This window comes from Mesorhizobium sp. M8A.F.Ca.ET.181.01.1.1 (assembly GCF_004792025.1).
Taxonomy (GTDB): domain Bacteria; phylum Pseudomonadota; class Alphaproteobacteria; order Rhizobiales; family Rhizobiaceae; genus Mesorhizobium.
In genome coordinates this window covers 322971-339237 of the sequence record NZ_SRTV01000005.1, presented here as the reverse complement: position 1 = coordinate 339237, position 16267 = coordinate 322971, and the positions used below count along the sequence as shown (strand labels likewise).

Below are 16267 nucleotides of genomic sequence, written 5' to 3'. Positions count from 1 at the left end.
CCTCATGGGTGCGTTTCCGGAGAGATGATATCGAGATCGGGGAAGTAACTGCGATACCGTGCTGCGTCTCGGGTCAAAAGACGATGTCCGGCAACGGTCGCATGAGCGCCAATAAAGAAATCAGGCAGAGTGCGCTCCCGAACACCGCCGGCCCGGCGATAGCGGGAATGCGTGACGCCCGCAAGGAATGCCGCGTCCCAAGGTACAAGTTCGCGATCCATCTCGAGCATGTCGACTGCTTTTCGAAGCGCCGTCTCCGTCGCGATCAGCGGCGCCAACTCGGACCAGACGATGGCATTGACGACCAATGCGCCGTCGCCTCGGCACAAGGTGATTTTAGACGCTGACCATTTTTTCAGAGGCCCAGTTGGCCCCCAAACATCGATCAGGACATTCGTGTCAATCAACGTCGAGATCTTCACGTGGGCCTCTCAACCACTCCATGTACTGGTCGCTGGTCATGCCTCCCAGATCCAATGTCCCCTCCATTTGGTCGAGAACATCGCTGAACCTGCGCAATTTCTCCTCCTCGGAGAGGTCCCCGTCGACGGCAACCAGCCGAACGTCCCCATTGGTGGCCACGAACTCCACCTCGGAGCCTGGGCCTATGCCCAGATGGTCCCTTATAGGTTTGGGGATCGTGACCTGCCCCTTGACGGTGACGCGCATGGTAATACCTCAAAGGTATTACCTACCCCATAGCCGTGAACAAGTCAAGAACATCACTAACCGGCGAGCGCCAGCCTATAGGCGGCACTTTGCCGGTGATGCGCGTGGCAAATCGCAATGGCCAGCGCGTCAGCGGCGTGTTCGGTGTCGAAGACGGCCTTCGGCAATAACACCTTCACCATCATGTGGATCTGCTTCTTGTCGCCGTGGCCGACGCCGATCACCGCCTTCTTCACCGCGTTTGGCGCATATTCGGCGACAACGAGGCCGGCGCGCGCCGGCACCAGCATGGCGATGCCGCGTGCCTGCCCGAGCTTCAGCGTCGCAACGGCATCCTTGTTGACGAAGGTCTGTTCGACCGCGGCCTCATGCGGCATGGCCTGATGCAGGATTTCGGCGAGCCCGTCATGCAGTTGGCAGAGCCGCGTCGCCAGCGCCGCCTTGTCCTCGGAGCGCACGGTGCCCGAAGCGACGAAGCGCAAGGAATTGCCGAGGCTCTCGACGATGCCCCAGCCGGTGCGCCTGAGCCCCGGATCGATACCGATGATGCGAATCGCGTCCCCCATGCCGTGAGTGTACCTCCGGCGGACAGCGATGCCAGCGAAAAGTGAACAAACCGGAAACGCCCACCCCGCCAACTGGGGAAGGCTTCGAAGTTTCTCAGTTGCGGGCGAAGGCGGTGTTGAGCAGGCTGATCTGGTCGGAGACCGGATTGGGCCGGCGAGCCACGGGCTGCATGTCGACCATCCCGCCGGCGCCGTAGATCTCTTCGTCCATGCGGCGCACCAATGCCTGAAGGCGCAGCGACCGGTTGACGAGGTCGAGAAAATCGCTCGGCAGTTCGGCCCAGCCGGCCGCCTCGTCATGGGCGGAAGCGGTGTCGAGGCGCACTTTGGACTTTTCCGAAGCGACCTGGTCGCGGGTCATCTCGCCGGAATTCGCCGCGCGCTGCAAAAGCAGCCACGAGGCAACCTGCATCAGCCTGGTGGTCAGCCGCATCGACTCGGCCGCGTAGAGCGTGGCTGCCAGCCGCGACAGTTTCTTGGCCTCGGCCCGGCCCTTGCCGTCGAGATACTCCGCCGCCTGTTCGACCAGGCCCATGCCTTCCTGGTAAAGCGGTTTGAAGGAGTGCGAAAACACCCGGCGTTCCGCCAGCTTGACGGTTTTCACAACGCCTTTCGACGGCTCGTTCATTGATAACGCCCCTGCACTTGCAACCGGCCGATTCGGCTCTCTGCCGATACACCCGTGACCCTATAAAACTGAAGCTTGAAAATGCGCTTCGTCCGGGGTGAAGGCAAGCACATGTTTAACAGAAGGTTAACAGCGACCGGCGTCGCGGGATGCCACCGGAATGCGGACAAAAAAAGAGCCGCGGATAAGGCGGCTCTCAGGAGTTTAACAGGGAGGCGTCAAACAAAGTGGCTCCAACCACTTGGTAAGAATCCAGATCACTGGATGCACATAGTAAACGCCTGTAAAGCTTAATGGACCCTTAACATCCCTGATATTTTTTGACCCTACACACTACTCCTGTGCCGTAACAGCACAGCCGCACAGGCAAGGTTTCGGCCTCACTCAGGCCTTTTTCCACACCACCGGCAGGGCGATGAAGGCGAACAGCAGCATGCCTGCGTAGAAGCCGATCGAAGATATCCCCAGCAACGGCTCGATCCCCGGATTTCCGGCAAGCAGTATATAAAGGCCGATCATGAGCCCGATGCCGCTGATTGCCGTCAGCCAGAAATGGACGAGGGCCAGCGTCTTTTGCCCGGCAGCCGGAAACAGGTGGTAAAAGAACGCGAAGACGGCCGACATGAGCCAGCCAGCCACCATCGTGTGGGCGTGGGTCGGCATCTGGCCATGATCCTCGCTGATCGCCATGTGGATGCCGAGTGCCATTCCGCACAGCGCGTAGATGATCGCCAGCGTGAAGAAATTCCGTGCTACCCCTTGCATATATTAGTCCCCCGAATTGCCTTTTCCCAAGTTGGGAATGAGTTGATCGTCAGGCAAGCGCTGCCGCCGCCGGACCTCCGCCGTCGGCACTAGCATCGGCATTGTTTCCGGACGATGTCACGCCCCCCCGACAATGCCGACAATAGCAGAAAGCCGGGCGGCGCCTTCATCATATTAGCGACGCCTTTCGTTAGCCGGCGGCCTGAAACACAGCCGGTTTTTCCACGACATCGTCCCGAAACAACCGCGGCGCTAAACGCGGCGGCGGCGAAGCGGACGGGCAATGGCCCGCCCTCGCCAGCAACCATTGGGCATCGGGGAGAAAGCCATGGATTGGTATTCCATCGTCAAATTGCTGCACATCCTTTCGGCAACGCTTTGGGTCGGCGGCGGCTTCACGCTGATGGTGCTGGCGACGCTGGCGGATCGAGCCGGCAACATCCAGGGAACGCTGCAGGCGATGCGCGCCACCGGCGAGCTGGGCAACCGCTTCTTCGCGCCGATGTCGATGCTGACATTGGCCTTCGGATTGATCATGTGCTCGTTCTGGGTCGGCTTCTCCGATCTCTGGGTCCTGATCGGCCTTGCCGGCTACGCCACGACCTTCTGCATCGGAATGTTCGTTTTCAAGCCGACTGCCGACCGCATGGGCGCGATGATCGCCAGGGACGGCGTGACGCCCGCGGCCCTGGCCTATGGCCAGCGCATCCTGCGGGCGGCGCGCTTCGACTATGCGGTCATGCTCGTCATCATCACCGACATGGTGCTGAAGCCGACCCTGCACGACGTCGTCATTCTCGCGGGCATGGTGATGGTTCTTGCCGCCGGCGCCGCCATGGCGCTCAGCCGGCCAAGACGCATGGTGCCCAGCGCCGCCTGACGCGGGCTGGAGCGCTACATGATGCCGGCGATCCCGTCCCACAGAAGCTTCACGGCCACGACCGCCACGGTCGCATAGGTGAAGGGATAAAAAATCTCCGGCCGCATGCGCCGCACCAGCCACGCGCCGGCGATGGTCGACAGCGGCGCCAGCGGCATCAGCACCGCCGATGCCGTCAGATTGGCGGTATCGAACTGGCCGAGCGCGAAATAGGGGATGAGCTTCAGCGCATTGGTGGCGGCAAAGAAGATCGCCGCCGTGCCCGACAGCACCTTGGGGTCGAGCCTGATCGGCAAGGCATAGACCTGGAAGGGCGGTCCGCCGACATGGGCAACGAAGCTGGTAAACCCGGCAACCGTGCCCCATATGGCCGCCGCCACGCGATTGGGCGCGGCGGCATGGTCGGAGCCGTGACGAAACTGCAGGTAAAGCCAGCGCAGCACGAAGACGATGGCGACGGCGCCGACGATCAGCCGCACCGCTTCCTCGGTGACGAGTGCCGCCGTCAGCCAGCCAAGCCCGATGCCGATGACGGCGCCCGGCATCATATCGACCAGCATCTTGCGATCGTATACGCCCCACCACGTCCACACCGAGACGATGTCCATCAGGCACAGGATCGGCAGCAGGATGGCGGCCGCCTGCACCGGCGGCATGGTCAGCGCCATCAGCGGCACGCCGACGAAACCGACGGCGCCGCCAAAGCCGCCCTTGGACAGGCCGACCAGGATGACCGCCGGGACGGCGGCCGCGTAGAACCACGGATCGAGAAGCAGGCCTGACATGGGGAGGGACTGGTCTGGAGGGAAAGCGGATCAACGCCTGAATAGCCCAGAATCGCGTGCCCGGCGACCGCAAATATGGGCTGGCCGCGACGAGCCTTGCCGGCGGGCTTCGAATAGCTATCGGCGCGCCGAAACCAGCAGGAACATCGGCCGCTCGAGTTCTTCCGCAAGACCCGGCATGGCCGCGATCTGCGCGTCCGTCGGACGGAATTCCTCGACATGCTCGATCGTGAAACCCGTCCCGATCAGCGTGTTGAGCGTGGTGCCGATGGTGCGGTGATGTTTTACCACGCCCTTGGCCAACCAGTCGGTCGTGCGCGGCCCTTCCACCAGATACCGGTCGACAGGCCAGGTCTTTTTCCCCTCGCCATCGATCGACCAACCGGGATTGGTCGGCGCCATGTAGATCGGATGCTCCGTCGAGAAGACAAAATGGCCGCCTGGCGACAGGGCCTGATGCACGGTTCCGAACAGGCGCTCGACATCCGCGACATAGTGCAAGGCGAGCGAACTGTAGGCGAGGTCGAAGCTGGCCCGCGGCAGGCTGAGCTGGTCGAGGTCGGCTCTTTCATAGGTGATGCCCGTGTCCGGGCCGGCAGCTCTGGCCCGGGCAAGCATCTTCTCCGACAGGTCGAGCCCAAGGACATTGCTCGCCCCTTGCCCGTGCGCCCAGCGGCAAAACCAGCCAAAGCCGCAGCCGAGGTCGACGATCCTCAGGCCCGTGACATCAGGCAGCATCGCGCGCAGCGCCGGCCACTCGGCGGCGCCGTCCAGGCCCTCGACCGAGCGGCCGAGCTGGCTGTAGCCCGCGAAGAATTCCGGTTGATCGTAGATGTTCTGCGCCATGTTTTTCTCGCTCTTCAGACAGCCATCTGGCGGAAGACTGACATTTGGTGGACTGGCCGCGCCTTTCCACCATGGCCTCGGGATGTCAAGCTTATGAGCCCAACGGCAACCCCAGTGGCGGCGGCCGCCGCCGGATCGGCTGTGCCTTGATGATGGCGGTGCTGGTCTCGGCCTTGTCGGCGATCCGGTCGAGAATGCCGTCGAGGTCGCCGATCGAGCGCACGAACAGCCGGGCGACGAAACAGTCATCTCCCGTCACCTTGTCGCATTCGCCAAACTCTTCAATCTCCTCGATCAGTTTCTGGACGATGTGCAGCTTGCCCGGCAAAGGTTTGATCCGCACGATCGCCTGCAGCGTATAGCCGAGCGCCAGCGGATCGATCTCGACGGTGAACGCCCGGATGACGCCGCGTTCCTCGAGCCGCCGCAGCCGCTCCGAAACGCTCGGCGACGAAAGCCCGACCTGGGCCGCCAGATCCTTCAGCGAGGTCCGCGCATCCCTGACCAGGATTTCGAGGAGATTTCGGTCGAGATCGTCCAGCATTTCTTTTTCTCGCAGATTCGAGCGGCTGCCTAATATAATTAGGCCACCTCCTCATATAGCCTTCCTGAGGAGATGGAAAGCCTCGGCGTCGCATGAGATTATGCTGGCTCAACGGGTTCAGAGGCTTATCATGAACGATACTGTACGTGGCACGGTCGAAATGTCGGCCGCAATGGCGATCCTGGGAACGATCGGATGGTTCGTCATCATGTCCGGCCAGCCGATCATGGATGTAGTGTTCTGGCGCTGCGCGTTCGGCGCGCTGACGCTGCTCATCATCTGCGCTTCGCTTGGATTGTTGCGCAACAGGCTGTCGTTGCGCATCGTCTGCCTCGCAGCACTTGGGGGCGCGGCGATCGTCATCAACTGGCTGCTCCTGTTTAGCGCATTCTCACGCGCCTCCATCTCGATCGCCACCGCGGTCTACAACACGCAACCCTTCATGCTGGTCGGCTTCGGCGCGCTGTTCTTCGCCGAGCGGCTGACATTGACCAAGCTGACCTGGCTGGCAATCGCCTTCGCCGGCATGGTGCTGATCGTCGGGGCCGCCCCAGACGCCGGCGATGTCGGCACGAACTATTTCGCCGGCATCCTGATGGCCCTGGCCGCCGCCTTTTTCTGGGCTGTCGCGGCCATCGTCACCAAGAAGCTCAAGGGCACGCCGCCGCATCTCATCGCGCTCATCCAGGTCTGCGTCGGCGTCGTCATGCTGGCGCCCTTCGCCAATCTCTCGCATCTTCCCGCCGACCCATGGAGCTGGGCCATGCTGGCAACGCTCGGCATCGTCCACACCGGCCTGATGTACATCCTGATGTACGGCGCCATCCAGAAGCTGCCGACGCATCTGCAGGGGTCGCTGTCCTTCATCTATCCGGTCGTTGCCATCCTGGTCGATGTCATCGCTTTCGGCCATCGGCTGCATCTTAGCCAGGTCGTCGGCGCCGCCGCCATCCTGATCGCAGCCGCCGGCATGAACCTCGGCTGGACATTGTGGAAATCGAGACCGTCCGCCGCGAGCCCGCAGCCGATCAAGTAAGGCGGCACGCCGGCTACCCGGCGGTCAAAAAATCCGATCCTGGCTGTCCGCCTGTTCAAAGCGGGCAGTTTGCTCTATGCCGCAATCCAACCATCTTCGCCCGGCATAGGCGAAACCCGGGATCGAAGAACCATGAATGACGCCACGCCTCCCAACCGCTGCCGCATCGTACTGATCGCGCCACCCGGCGTGCCGGCCGCCCGCATCGCGGCCGCGTTCGACGGCGGCGACATCGCCTCGCTGATCCTGCCCGAGAACGGCATGGACGAGGCCTCCTTCCAGGCCTTTGCCGAACAGGTCGTGCCGGCCGCGCAGGCCGCGGGCGTGGCGGTCATCATTGCTGGCGACACCCGCATCGCCGGCCGGGTCCAGGCCGACGGCATCCATGTCGAGGTCTCCAAGGCCGAACTCGCCGAGACGATCGAGCATTTCCAGGCGAAAATGATGGTCGGCACCGGCGGTGCCAAGACCCGCGACGACGCGCTGGAGCTCGGCGAAGCCAGGCCCGATTACATTTTCTTCGGCCGCTTCGGCTACGACAACAAGCCTGAGCCGCATCCGCGCAACCTGTCATTGGGGCAATGGTGGGCGCAGATGATCCAGATTCCTTGCATCGTCGAGGCCGGTTCCGATCTTGCCTCCGTCGAAACGGTGGCCGCCACCGGCGCCGAATTCGTCGCGCTGTCGAGCGCCGTGTTCGCCGACGGCGTCGATCCGAAGGTGGCGATCGCCCGGGCCAATGCCCTGCTCGACGACACAGCGCCGCGCTTCGAGGATTGACGTGTCCCTGGCAAGGCTTTCCCTTCAGGCCCTGCTTGCGGCGGTGATGATCCAGGCCGCCGCCGCCGAAACCATACCCTTGCCGCAGCGCAAGCCTGAAACCGGCATGCACACCGACAAGCCGATCGAAAACCAGCTGCCGCAGCCAGCCACCACGGCGGAGCCCGCACCGCTGCCCTCGGTCGACAGCGTCAATCCCGACCGCTTCGGCGCCAAGCCGGCGGACGCCGCCTATGGCGCGTTCCAGCGCGGGCTTTACAAGACCGCCTATAATCTGGCCCTGGTCCGTGCCCAGAACGGCGACCCGGCGGCGCAGACGCTGGTGGCCGAGATCCTGTCGCGTGGGTTGGGTGTGCCGTTGAACTCCGCCGAGGCCGCCAAATGGTACGCGCTTGCCGCCGAGCAGGGCGTGCCGGAATCGCAGTTCCAATATGCGCTGATGCTGCTCGACGGCCGTTACGTCAAGAAGGACGCGAAGGGAGCCTATGCCCTAATGCAGGCCGCCGCCGAAGCCGGCAACCAGCTGGCGCAATTCAATTTCGCGCAGATGCTGGTCCAGCAGGATCCCGGCGACGCCGGCCTGGCCAAGGCGGTTTCCTACTATGAGCGCGCTGCCGCGACCGGTCTCGCCGACGCGCAATACGCCATGTCGCAGATCTATGCCAACGGCGTCGGCGGCAAGCCGCGCGACGATGCACAGGCACGGCGGCTGCTGGCGCAGGCCGCCCGTCAGAACTACGACACCGCGCAGATCGATCTCGCCGCCTGGATGATCGAGGGCCGCGGCGGCGCGCGCGACCTGAAATCGGCTTTCGGCTGGACGAAACAGGCCGCCGAAGGCGGCAATGTCGCGGCCCAGAACCGCCTGGCAAAACTCTATATGCAAGGCATCGGCACCGATCCGGACCTGGTGCTCGCCGGCGCCTGGTATATCGTTGCCCGCCGCGCCGGCCTCATCGATCAGGAGATGGACGATTTCCTGCAAGGGCTGAGCGACGACCAGACCAAGCAGGCCCTGCAGAAGGCGAACCGCCTGCCCTGAGGACAGCGCGCGCTCATTGCATGTGATCCAGGACGACTTTGCCGAAGGGCGAGCCGCGTTCGAGATGGCGGAAGGCGCCGGCTGCCTCCCGCCACGGCAAGACCTTGTCGATCACCGGCCTCAACCGGTTGACGGCGAGGGCCCGGTTCATCGCCTCGAAGGATTCGCGTGAACCGACCGGAATTCCGCGTGCCCGGACCTGGCGGCGAAAGATGTCGAGCGGATTGATTGCACCCTCGCTGCCACCGAGATAGCCGATCACATTGATCTGGGCACCGCGCGCCGAAGCCCTCAGCGACTGGGCGAAGCTTTGCGGGCCGCCGACTTCGATGATGTGATCGGCGCCACGCCCACCGGTGAGCGCCAGCACGGCCGACGCCCAATCCGGGTCGCTGCGATAGTTGATGCCGTCATGGGCGCCAAGCGCCTTTGCGCGTGTGAGCTTGTCGTCGCTGCTCGACGTGACGATGACGTGTGCCCCGGCGGCAGCCGCAAACTGCACTGCAAACAGCGAGACGCTGCCTGTGCCCAGGCTCAACACCGTCTCGCCGGGCTTCAACCGGCCTTCGGTGAACAGCGCATGCCAGGCCGTCACGGCGGCGCAAGGCAGCGTCGCGGCTTCGACATCGCTCAGGTGCTCCGGCGCAAGGACGGCCGCCTGTTCATCCAGCCTGGCGAACTCGCTGAGCAACCCGTCGATCGGGCCGCCCCGTTGATAGGAGGGCTCAGCCATGGCGAAACTGCCGCCGACCCAACGCTGCCAGAATGTGGCGCAGACACGATCGCCGACCTTGAAGCGGGTCACTTCGGCGCCAACCGCAACCACTTCGCCGACGCCATCCGAAAGCGGCACCAACGGCAGCGCAAAGGCAGTGTGGTAAATGCCACGGGCGATTTCCACGTCGCGGTAGTTGAGCGCGGTTGCCCTGACCCTGATGATCATCTCCTGGCGCCCGGGTTCCGGCATTGGCCGCTCGACCAGTCTGAGGTTGTCGATGCCGCCCGGGTGCTGCAATTCGATGGCCTTCATTGTCTTTCCTTTCCGTCTGGAGGACCTGGAAAGGAAAATCGCTTGCCTTGGTCATGATTTCAAATTCATAATAATCAGGATAATTATGCATTTGGAGCACTGTTGGAAATGCTGGAGGAATTACGCACGCTCGTCCTGTTCGCCGAGGAGGGCTCGATCCAGAGCGTGGCCCGCCGCCTGCCTCTGACGCAGCCTGCCGTCACGCGTCAGATGCAGCGACTGGAGGATATGCTCGGGACGACGCTTCTCGATCGCCGGCAGAAGCCGCCGCGCCTGACCACGGCGGGACTGGAGGTCTTGGAGCGCGCGAAAGACATACTGGCTTCGGTCGAGGCTCTGAAAGCCTTCGCCGCCGACACCGAGCCGCAAGGCGTGCTGCGTGTCGGCCTGGCACATGGCCTGTCCGACGCGGGCGTTGCGGGCGCTATAGCCAGCGCGGCTGGGGCGTTTCCAAAAATATCCTTGCGGCTCAAGACCGGCTGGAGCGCGGAGCTGATCGAGCAGTTCGAACGCGGCCAACTCGACATGGCGATCGTTCTGCGATCCGCCGATCATGAAGGCCCGGACGCGCTTGGCACGGAACGCCTCGCCATCATAGCGCCGGCTGGCACCACCAAACCCCGTCTCACGGACGCCGCCTGGGCTTCCAGGCCCTGGGTGCTTAGTCCCGAGCCTTGCGACGCGCGTCAGAGGCTCCTGGCCATTCTGGGCGGCGAACGGCATCGGCTCGTTATAGCGGCGGAAATTCAGGACCCGGCGATGCAGATGGAATGGGTACGTCGGGGACACGGCCTCGGCCTCATGCCGTCGCGGCTTGCCGCGCGCGGACTTCCCGACGACCTCGCGCTTGTCGATACCGGAGATCTCGATCTTTCATTGCAGGTGGTGGCCCTGCGCTCTCCGCACCTCAACCGCCTGGCAAAGGCCGCGCAGGCCATTGAAAAGACCGTCGGCGATGTCCTGGAGGTCGAGACCTGACGCCGGCTTGCCGGCCGGAGCCGATCCGCCCTCCCTTGCCTCTCCGGGCGATTTGTGGTCTTGGAGCCTTAAATCGCTTGTCACGGCGAACATCCCATACCAACGGCCTGGCCGTTGGCAGCATCCCGGATCCCATCATCATGGCCAAGATCAATGGCAACGAAATCCGTCCCGGCTATGTCATCGAACACGATGGCGGCCTCTGGGTGGCGGTCAGGACCAACACCGTCAAGCCCGGCAAGGGCGGCGCATACAACCAGGTCGAACTGAAGAACCTCATCAACGGCACCAAGCTCAACGAGCGCTTCCGTTCGGCCGAGACGGTCGAGCAGATCCGGCTCGACCTGAAGGATTTTTCCTTTCTCTACGAGCAGGAAGACGCGCTGGTGTTCATGGACACCCAAAGCTACGAGCAGCTCGAACTGAACAAGGATTTCGTCGGCGACCGCGCCGCGTTCCTGCAGGACGGCATGATGGTGACGGTTCAGCTCTACGAGGAACGGCCGATCGGCATTTCGCTGCCCGACTATGTGACGCTGACCATCACCGAGGCGGATCCCGTGGTGAAGGGCCAGACCGCAGCGTCCTCCTACAAGCCGGCGGTGCTGGAAAACGGCATTCGCGTGCTGGTGCCGCCCTTCATCGGCGCCGGCGAACGCATCATCGTCGACACCAACGAAATCACTTACGTGCGCCGCGCCGACTGATGCGTGCCGCCCAGAAGTGGCCCCGGATTTGGGTCACCGGCATGCATCGAGACAGAGTTTAAAGCGCCGCACCAGGAAGAAGCACTATGGCACGCTCAGCCCTCCTCAACGTCATGGTCCAGGCCGCAATGAAGGCCGGCCGCTCGCTGTCGCGCGACTTCGGCGAGGTCCAGAACCTGCAGGTCTCGATGAAGGGGCCCGGCGACTATGTCAGCCAGGCCGACCGCAAGGCCGAGGACATCGTCTTTGCCGAATTGTCGAAGGCACGCCCTGGCTACGGCTTTCTGATGGAAGAACGCGGCGCGGTCGCCGGCGATGACAGCCAGCACCGCTGGATCGTCGATCCGCTCGACGGCACCACCAATTTCCTCCACGGCATTCCGCTTTTCGCAGTCTCCATCGCGCTCGAGCGCCAGGGCCAGATCGTTGCCGGCGTCATCTACAATCCTGCCATGGACGAGCTCTACACCACCGAGCGCGGCGGCGGCGCCTTCATGAATGATCGCCGCCTGCGCGTCGCCGGCCGCACGAAGCTTGTCGACACGGTGATCGGCTGCGGCGTGCCGCATCTCGGCCGCGGCCACCACGGCAATTTCCTGGTCGAGCTGCGCAACGTCATGGCCGAGGTCTCCGGCGTCCGCCGCATGGGCTCCGCCTCGCTCGATCTGGCCTATGTCGCCGCCGGGCGCATGGACGGGTTCTGGGAAGTGGGCCTGTCGGCCTGGGACATCGCCGCCGGCCTGCTCTTGATCCGCGAAGCGGGCGGCTTCGCCTCCGACATCGATGGCGGACAGGATATGCTCGACACCGGCACGGTCGTCGCCGGCAATGAGATCATCCAGCGCGCATTGCTGAAGACGGTGAAAAAGCCGCTCCCGCCGCGCTGAACGGCCGCAGTCGCAAAACCGCAAACAAAGCTTGAAATACTGTCCGGCGGTTGCCCAGATAAAGGGTGACGCTAGGACGATAGATGATCAACACGCCGTCACAGATCGAGATTCCGTTCATCGGACGCTGGCATTATTCGCGCGCCGAGATGATCGCCGACGGGATCGTCCATGCGGTGGGCATCGTGCTGGCGATCACGGCCGGCTCGGCGCTGCTGGCGCTCGCCGCCTTCCGGGTCGGGCCCGGCGAATACATCGCCGCCGTCTTCTATGTCGTCTCGCTGCTCACTGTTCTGTCGGTATCGTTGACCTACAATCTGTGGCCGGTGACCTCGCCCGCGAAGTGGATCTTGCGGCGTTTCGATCATGCCGCGATCTATCTGTTGATCGCCGCCACCTACACACCCTTTCTCGCCCAGTTGGGAAACTCGCCGCTGGCGCGCTGGATGATCGTTCTGGTCTGGGCCGCGGCGGCAACGGGCATTGCCATCAAGGTGTTTTTCCCCGGCCGCTTCGACAGGCTGGCGATCGTCTTCTACCTTGCCATCGGCTGGAGCGGCGTCATCCTTGTCAAACCGCTCGTCGAGACGCTGCCGACCACGTCGATCATGCTCATCGTCGCCGGCGGCGTCGTCTATTCCTGCGGCGTGATTTTCTTCGCCTGGAAGGCGCTGCGCTTCCACAACGCCCTGTGGCACGGCTTCGTCGTCACCGGCGCCGGTCTGCACCTGGCGGCCATGGTCGACTGCCTGGTCATCAACCGCCTTTGAGGCGCCGGCTCCTAAGGCTACCTGTGGCAATATTGCCAAGCACCATTCAATTTGGTCACAATTCCGTTTAGAGTCGCCACCTACGTGATCGGCGGCAGCGGCATCGGAAACGGGGCACGGATGGCTTTTCTCAGATCCTTCGGCATGGGCAGGCGCTCCGACGTACTGGTCTACGATCCACACAAATTGTCGAGTCCGCAGGTCTTCCTGCTCACCATGGTCATCTTCCTGGCCATCGTCGCCTTCATCGCCGCCATCTTGACCCGCCAGGTCACCACCGCTTTCGTCACCAATCCCGGCCTCAATGGCCTCATCGTCGGCGTGCTCGTCGTCGGTATCCTGCTGGCCTTCACGCAGGTCGGCCGGCTGTTTCGCGAGGTGCGCTGGGTCAACTCCTTCCGCGCCGGCTCGGAGACGACGGAACCGGTGCTGCTGGCGCCGATGAAGGCGATGATCGGCCGCTCGTCGTCGATGGCCTTTTCGACCTCATCGATGCGCACAATGCTGGATTCCATCGCCACGCGCCTTGACGAAAGCCGCGACACCTCGCGCTACCTGGTCGGCCTGCTGGTGTTTCTCGGCCTGCTCGGCACTTTCTGGGGCCTGTTGAATACGATCGGCTCGATCCGCGAGACCATCGAGTCTCTCGATCCCGGCACCGGCGATGCCGCGGCGGTGCTCGATTCGCTGAAGCAGGGCCTGTCGGCGCCGCTGGCCGGCATGGGCACCGCCTTCTCGTCCTCGCTGTTCGGCCTCTCCGGCTCGCTCGTGCTCGGCTTCCTCGACCTGCAGGCCGGCCGCGCCCAGACGCGCTTCTACACCGAACTCGAAAACTGGCTGTCCTCGGTCACCGACCTGTCGTCCGACATCGTCGTCTCCGACGCGGCCAGGACCGAACCCTCCGACGAAATCCGCCTGTTGTCGGAGCGGCTGCGCAGCATGCAGGAGAATGGCGGCGGCTCCAACCCGCGCGTCGCCACCGCCATGGCCAATCTCGCCGACGGCATTTCCGGCCTGGTCAAGAACATGCGTTCCGAGCAGCAGATCATGCGCGATTGGGTCGAGGCCCAGTCCGACGAGCAGAAGGCGATGCGCAACACGCTGGAAAAGATCGCCGACGCGCTGAAGAAGCCCGGGGTGCACTAGCATGGCGCTTGCCAGGGGCCGGCGTACCGATCGCCGCATCGATTATTGGCCTGGCTTCGTCGACGCGCTGTCGACCCTGTTGCTCGCCATCATGTTCCTGCTCACCGTCTTCGTGCTGGCGCAGTTCCTGCTCGGCCGCGAAATCTCCGGCAAGGACACGGCGCTGTCGCGCCTCAATTCGCAGATCAACGAACTGACCCAGCTTCTGGCGCTGGAGCGCTCGACGGCGCAGGACAAGGAGGATTCGCTCGCCAATCTGCAGGCGTCGCTGTCGGCGGCTCAGGCGGAAAAGAGCCGGCTCGAACAGTTGCTGGCACAAGGTGCCGGCGCCGGCGACGCCGCCAACCAGCGTGCCGCCGAGCTGGGCGGCGAACTGGACAGCCAGCGCCAGATCAGCCAGCAGGCGCTGAGCCAGGTCGAGATCCTCAACCAGCAGATCGCGGCCTTGCGCAAGCAGATCGGCGCGCTCGAGGATGCCCTCAACGTCTCCGAAACGCGCGACCGCGATTCCAACACCAAGATCGCCGATCTCGGCCGTCGCCTGAACGTGGCGCTGGCGCAGCGCGTGCAGGAATTGAACCGCTACCGCTCCGATTTCTTCGGGCGCCTGCGCGAAATCCTCGCCGATCGCGAGAACATCCGCATCGTCGGCGACCGCTTCGTGTTCCAGTCGGAAGTGCTGTTCCCGACCGGCTCCGAAGTGATCAACGATGCCGGCAAGGTCGAGATGAAGAAACTCGCCGACGCCATCATCGAATTGCAGAAGGAGATCCCGCCGGAGATCAACTGGGTGCTGCGCGTCGACGGCCACACCGACAACAAGCCGCTGTCCGGCAATGGCCGTTACCGCGACAATTGGGAACTGTCGACGGCACGCTCGACCTCGGTGGTCAAGTTCCTGATCGAGAACGGCGTGCCAGCCAACCGGCTGGTCGCCGCCGGCTTCGGCGAGTTCCAGCCGCTCGATCCCGCGGACACCGACGAAGCGCGCAACAAGAACCGCCGCATTGAACTGAAGCTCACCGAACGTTGATCCATCATCACGCGAACTCACGCGAAATTGTTCGCCAGCTCAACTCTAGGGCGCAGTGATCGGCCGGCAAGGCCTGAAAAGATTATCTTTTTTTAATTACACTTCGCGCCAAAGCACTCCTAGCTTGCCGCACAGGGCCGGGAACCGCCGGCGATGCCTCTCCCATCGCGACGCGACGGAACCGGACGGCCCACGTTCGGAACGCGGAGCGGCAAGACCGCTCCCTTCCCAGCAAAAGGAGGCGCCGTCATGCGCTCTTCAGCATCTCTCAAGACTGCAATCCTTGCCGCAATTCTGATCGCCGCCCCGCTTGCCGGCGCCTATGCCGCTGGCCATCACAAGGGCGCTCTCGACGCGACCGACCCGACCGACATGACGGGCCCGCGTGTCGAGGCGCTCGTTCAGCAGGTTCAAGGTGTCCACCAGGGCATCGCCGACGCAAGGCAGGCCAAAAACATCACCCCGGCCGTCGCGGAGCGCCTGGAAATGCGAACGGCCCGCATCGGTCAGGCCGCCGAGAAGATAGCCGCGTCGGATCACGGCAGGATACCGGCCGCGCAATACCATGACCTGCTGCGCCGGCTCGACAATGTCGACCAGCGACTGAGGGTCGATACCGGCACCGGTTTCCTGATGGGCGACGGCTCCGACGGCGGAAACTATCCGAACGGCTGAGGCCATCTGCCTGGAAGCGTCCCAGAGGAAGGGACCAACTGGCGTCTTCGGGACCCCAATCCCGCGGGCGTCCTTTTTCCTCGCCAGCCCATCTACCAACCGAGCCAGACCGCGATCAGGGCGACCACCGCCGGAACGGTCTGGATGAACAGGATCTTGCGGCCGACCGTCGCCGCGCCATAGAGACCGGCAACGGCCACGCAAGCCAGGAAGAAGACCTTGACCTGGAAACCGGCGGAGCCGAGGTAAAGCCCCCAGATCAGGCCGGCGGCGAGGAAGCCGTTGTAGAGGCCCTGATTGGCGGCGAGCACTTTGGAGGCGCTGGCGAATTCCGGCGTCAGGCGGAATGTCTTGTGCCCGCGCGGCGTGTCCCAAAGCACCATCTCGAGATAGACGATGTAGGCATGGATCAATGCCACCAGCCCGACCAGGATGTTGCCGATCATTCCGCTCCCCTTCATGCGTCGCCGGCAGCATTTCATGCTCGACCTCGCCTGCGC

21 protein-coding genes are annotated in these 16267 nt (G+C 63.6%); 11 read left to right on the top strand and 10 right to left on the bottom strand.

Annotation, left to right across the window (positions count from 1 at the left end; all coding sequences use genetic code 11):
- Positions 1-2: 2 nt before the first annotated feature.
- The 5 genes from EN824_RS20150 to EN824_RS20130 all read right to left on the bottom strand — a co-directional run bounded on the left by EN824_RS20150 (position 3) and on the right by EN824_RS20130 (position 2628).
- Positions 3-422 (bottom strand): type II toxin-antitoxin system VapC family toxin, encoded by a 420-nt coding sequence (locus EN824_RS20150; protein WP_127280067.1) that lies wholly within the window; start codon positions 420-422, stop codon positions 3-5.
- A complete protein-coding gene (locus EN824_RS20145; protein WP_127280066.1) occupies positions 400-669 on the bottom strand; it encodes an AbrB/MazE/SpoVT family DNA-binding domain-containing protein in 270 nt (89 codons plus the stop codon). The genes EN824_RS20150 and EN824_RS20145 overlap by 23 nt, the downstream gene beginning before the upstream one ends.
- A gap of 56 nt (positions 670-725) precedes the next feature.
- Entirely contained in the window at positions 726-1235 is a 510-nt protein-coding gene (gene ruvC, locus EN824_RS20140; RefSeq protein WP_135932626.1) for a crossover junction endodeoxyribonuclease RuvC, read from the bottom strand.
- Positions 1236-1329: 94 nt separating this feature from the next.
- Complete coding sequence (locus tag EN824_RS20135) at positions 1330-1863, bottom strand: DUF1465 family protein (RefSeq protein WP_135932625.1); 534 nt, start codon at positions 1861-1863, stop codon at positions 1330-1332.
- Between the two features lie 384 nt (positions 1864-2247).
- Positions 2248-2628, bottom strand: coding sequence for a hypothetical protein (locus tag EN824_RS20130; protein WP_023771684.1), 381 nt, complete (start codon positions 2626-2628; stop codon positions 2248-2250).
- Positions 2629-2956: 328 nt separating this feature from the next.
- Between EN824_RS20130 and EN824_RS20125 the strand changes: the two genes are divergently transcribed.
- On the top strand, positions 2957-3508 hold the full coding sequence (locus tag EN824_RS20125; protein ID WP_135882197.1) for a DUF2269 family protein: 552 nt from the start codon (positions 2957-2959) through the stop codon (positions 3506-3508).
- A gap of 14 nt (positions 3509-3522) precedes the next feature.
- Here EN824_RS20125 and EN824_RS20120 read toward each other — a convergent pair whose 3' ends face one another.
- The 3 genes from EN824_RS20120 to EN824_RS20110 form a co-directional block, all read right to left on the bottom strand.
- Complete coding sequence (locus tag EN824_RS20120) at positions 3523-4293, bottom strand: sulfite exporter TauE/SafE family protein (RefSeq protein WP_127281288.1); 771 nt, start codon at positions 4291-4293, stop codon at positions 3523-3525.
- A 117-nt stretch (positions 4294-4410) separates the two neighbouring features.
- On the bottom strand, positions 4411-5139 hold the full coding sequence (locus tag EN824_RS20115) for a class I SAM-dependent methyltransferase (protein WP_127280920.1): 729 nt from the start codon (positions 5137-5139) through the stop codon (positions 4411-4413).
- Between the two features lie 91 nt (positions 5140-5230).
- Positions 5231-5683 carry an Lrp/AsnC family transcriptional regulator gene (locus EN824_RS20110; protein ID WP_127280921.1) on the bottom strand — a complete coding sequence of 151 codons (453 nt, stop codon included), beginning with the start codon at positions 5681-5683 and terminating at the stop codon, positions 5231-5233.
- A 130-nt stretch (positions 5684-5813) separates the two neighbouring features.
- On the opposite strand from EN824_RS20110, the gene EN824_RS20105 reads away from it, so the two are divergent.
- The 3 genes from EN824_RS20105 to EN824_RS20095 all read left to right on the top strand — a co-directional run bounded on the left by EN824_RS20105 (position 5814) and on the right by EN824_RS20095 (position 8541).
- A complete protein-coding gene (locus EN824_RS20105; protein WP_135932624.1) occupies positions 5814-6719 on the top strand; it encodes a DMT family transporter in 906 nt (301 codons plus the stop codon).
- Between the two features lie 132 nt (positions 6720-6851).
- The gene (locus EN824_RS20100; protein ID WP_127872139.1) at positions 6852-7499 is read left to right on the top strand and encodes a thiamine phosphate synthase; all 648 of its coding nucleotides are present in this window, start codon (positions 6852-6854) and stop codon (positions 7497-7499) included.
- Between the two features lies 1 nt (position 7500).
- Positions 7501-8541 carry a tetratricopeptide repeat protein gene (locus EN824_RS20095; RefSeq protein WP_127277947.1) on the top strand — a complete coding sequence of 347 codons (1041 nt, stop codon included), beginning with the start codon at positions 7501-7503 and terminating at the stop codon, positions 8539-8541.
- Between the two features lie 13 nt (positions 8542-8554).
- On the opposite strand, the gene EN824_RS20090 is transcribed toward EN824_RS20095, so the two are convergent.
- On the bottom strand, positions 8555-9571 hold the full coding sequence (locus EN824_RS20090; protein WP_127277948.1) for an NAD(P)-dependent alcohol dehydrogenase: 1017 nt from the start codon (positions 9569-9571) through the stop codon (positions 8555-8557).
- A gap of 108 nt (positions 9572-9679) precedes the next feature.
- On the opposite strand from EN824_RS20090, the gene EN824_RS20085 reads away from it, so the two are divergent.
- The 7 genes from EN824_RS20085 (at position 9680) to EN824_RS20055 (ending at position 15767) form a co-directional block, all read left to right on the top strand.
- A complete protein-coding gene (locus EN824_RS20085; protein ID WP_135932623.1) occupies positions 9680-10549 on the top strand; it encodes a LysR family transcriptional regulator in 870 nt (289 codons plus the stop codon).
- A gap of 140 nt (positions 10550-10689) precedes the next feature.
- On the top strand, positions 10690-11256 hold the full coding sequence (gene efp / locus EN824_RS20080; protein WP_027141779.1) for an elongation factor P: 567 nt from the start codon (positions 10690-10692) through the stop codon (positions 11254-11256).
- 86 nt (positions 11257-11342) lie between these two features.
- On the top strand, positions 11343-12143 hold the full coding sequence (locus EN824_RS20075; protein ID WP_127277950.1) for an inositol monophosphatase family protein: 801 nt from the start codon (positions 11343-11345) through the stop codon (positions 12141-12143).
- 83 nt (positions 12144-12226) lie between these two features.
- Complete coding sequence (locus EN824_RS20070) at positions 12227-12913, top strand: hemolysin III family protein (RefSeq protein ID WP_127277951.1); 687 nt, start codon at positions 12227-12229, stop codon at positions 12911-12913.
- 120 nt (positions 12914-13033) lie between these two features.
- Entirely contained in the window at positions 13034-14059 is a 1026-nt protein-coding gene (locus EN824_RS20065; RefSeq protein ID WP_127277952.1) for a MotA/TolQ/ExbB proton channel family protein, read from the top strand.
- A 1-nt stretch (position 14060) separates the two neighbouring features.
- Positions 14061-15092: a peptidoglycan -binding protein gene (locus tag EN824_RS20060; protein WP_127277953.1), complete on the top strand. Its 1032-nt coding sequence runs from the start codon at positions 14061-14063 to the stop codon at positions 15090-15092.
- Positions 15093-15341: 249 nt separating this feature from the next.
- Positions 15342-15767 carry a hypothetical protein gene (locus tag EN824_RS20055; RefSeq protein WP_127277954.1) on the top strand — a complete coding sequence of 142 codons (426 nt, stop codon included), beginning with the start codon at positions 15342-15344 and terminating at the stop codon, positions 15765-15767.
- A 92-nt stretch (positions 15768-15859) separates the two neighbouring features.
- Here the strand turns inward: EN824_RS20055 and EN824_RS20050 are convergent, their stop codons facing one another.
- Complete coding sequence (locus EN824_RS20050) at positions 15860-16213, bottom strand: DUF1304 domain-containing protein (RefSeq protein WP_127277955.1); 354 nt, start codon at positions 16211-16213, stop codon at positions 15860-15862.
- Positions 16214-16267: the final 54 nt, after the last annotated feature.

Coding starts and splice junctions, on each gene's coding strand:
- EN824_RS20145 (WP_127280066.1), bottom strand. CDS start 669: ATGCGCGTCACCGTCAAGGGGCAGGTCACGATCCCCAAACCTATAAGG.
- ruvC (WP_135932626.1), bottom strand. CDS start 1,235: ATGGGGGACGCGATTCGCATCATCGGTATCGATCCGGGGCTCAGGCGC.
- EN824_RS20135 (WP_135932625.1), bottom strand. CDS start 1,863: ATGAACGAGCCGTCGAAAGGCGTTGTGAAAACCGTCAAGCTGGCGGAA.
- EN824_RS20130 (WP_023771684.1), bottom strand. CDS start 2,628: ATGCAAGGGGTAGCACGGAATTTCTTCACGCTGGCGATCATCTACGCG.
- EN824_RS20125 (WP_135882197.1), top strand. CDS start 2,957: ATGGATTGGTATTCCATCGTCAAATTGCTGCACATCCTTTCGGCAACG.
- EN824_RS20120 (WP_127281288.1), bottom strand. CDS start 4,293: ATGTCAGGCCTGCTTCTCGATCCGTGGTTCTACGCGGCCGCCGTCCCG.
- EN824_RS20115 (WP_127280920.1), bottom strand. CDS start 5,139: ATGGCGCAGAACATCTACGATCAACCGGAATTCTTCGCGGGCTACAGC.
- EN824_RS20110 (WP_127280921.1), bottom strand. CDS start 5,683: ATGCTGGACGATCTCGACCGAAATCTCCTCGAAATCCTGGTCAGGGAT.
- EN824_RS20105 (WP_135932624.1), top strand. CDS start 5,814: ATGAACGATACTGTACGTGGCACGGTCGAAATGTCGGCCGCAATGGCG.
- EN824_RS20100 (WP_127872139.1), top strand. CDS start 6,852: ATGAATGACGCCACGCCTCCCAACCGCTGCCGCATCGTACTGATCGCG.
- EN824_RS20090 (WP_127277948.1), bottom strand. CDS start 9,571: ATGAAGGCCATCGAATTGCAGCACCCGGGCGGCATCGACAACCTCAGA.
- EN824_RS20085 (WP_135932623.1), top strand. CDS start 9,680: ATGCTGGAGGAATTACGCACGCTCGTCCTGTTCGCCGAGGAGGGCTCG.
- efp (WP_027141779.1), top strand. CDS start 10,690: ATGGCCAAGATCAATGGCAACGAAATCCGTCCCGGCTATGTCATCGAA.
- EN824_RS20075 (WP_127277950.1), top strand. CDS start 11,343: ATGGCACGCTCAGCCCTCCTCAACGTCATGGTCCAGGCCGCAATGAAG.
- EN824_RS20070 (WP_127277951.1), top strand. CDS start 12,227: ATGATCAACACGCCGTCACAGATCGAGATTCCGTTCATCGGACGCTGG.
- EN824_RS20065 (WP_127277952.1), top strand. CDS start 13,034: ATGGCTTTTCTCAGATCCTTCGGCATGGGCAGGCGCTCCGACGTACTG.
- EN824_RS20060 (WP_127277953.1), top strand. CDS start 14,061: ATGGCGCTTGCCAGGGGCCGGCGTACCGATCGCCGCATCGATTATTGG.
- EN824_RS20055 (WP_127277954.1), top strand. CDS start 15,342: ATGCGCTCTTCAGCATCTCTCAAGACTGCAATCCTTGCCGCAATTCTG.
- EN824_RS20050 (WP_127277955.1), bottom strand. CDS start 16,213: ATGATCGGCAACATCCTGGTCGGGCTGGTGGCATTGATCCATGCCTAC.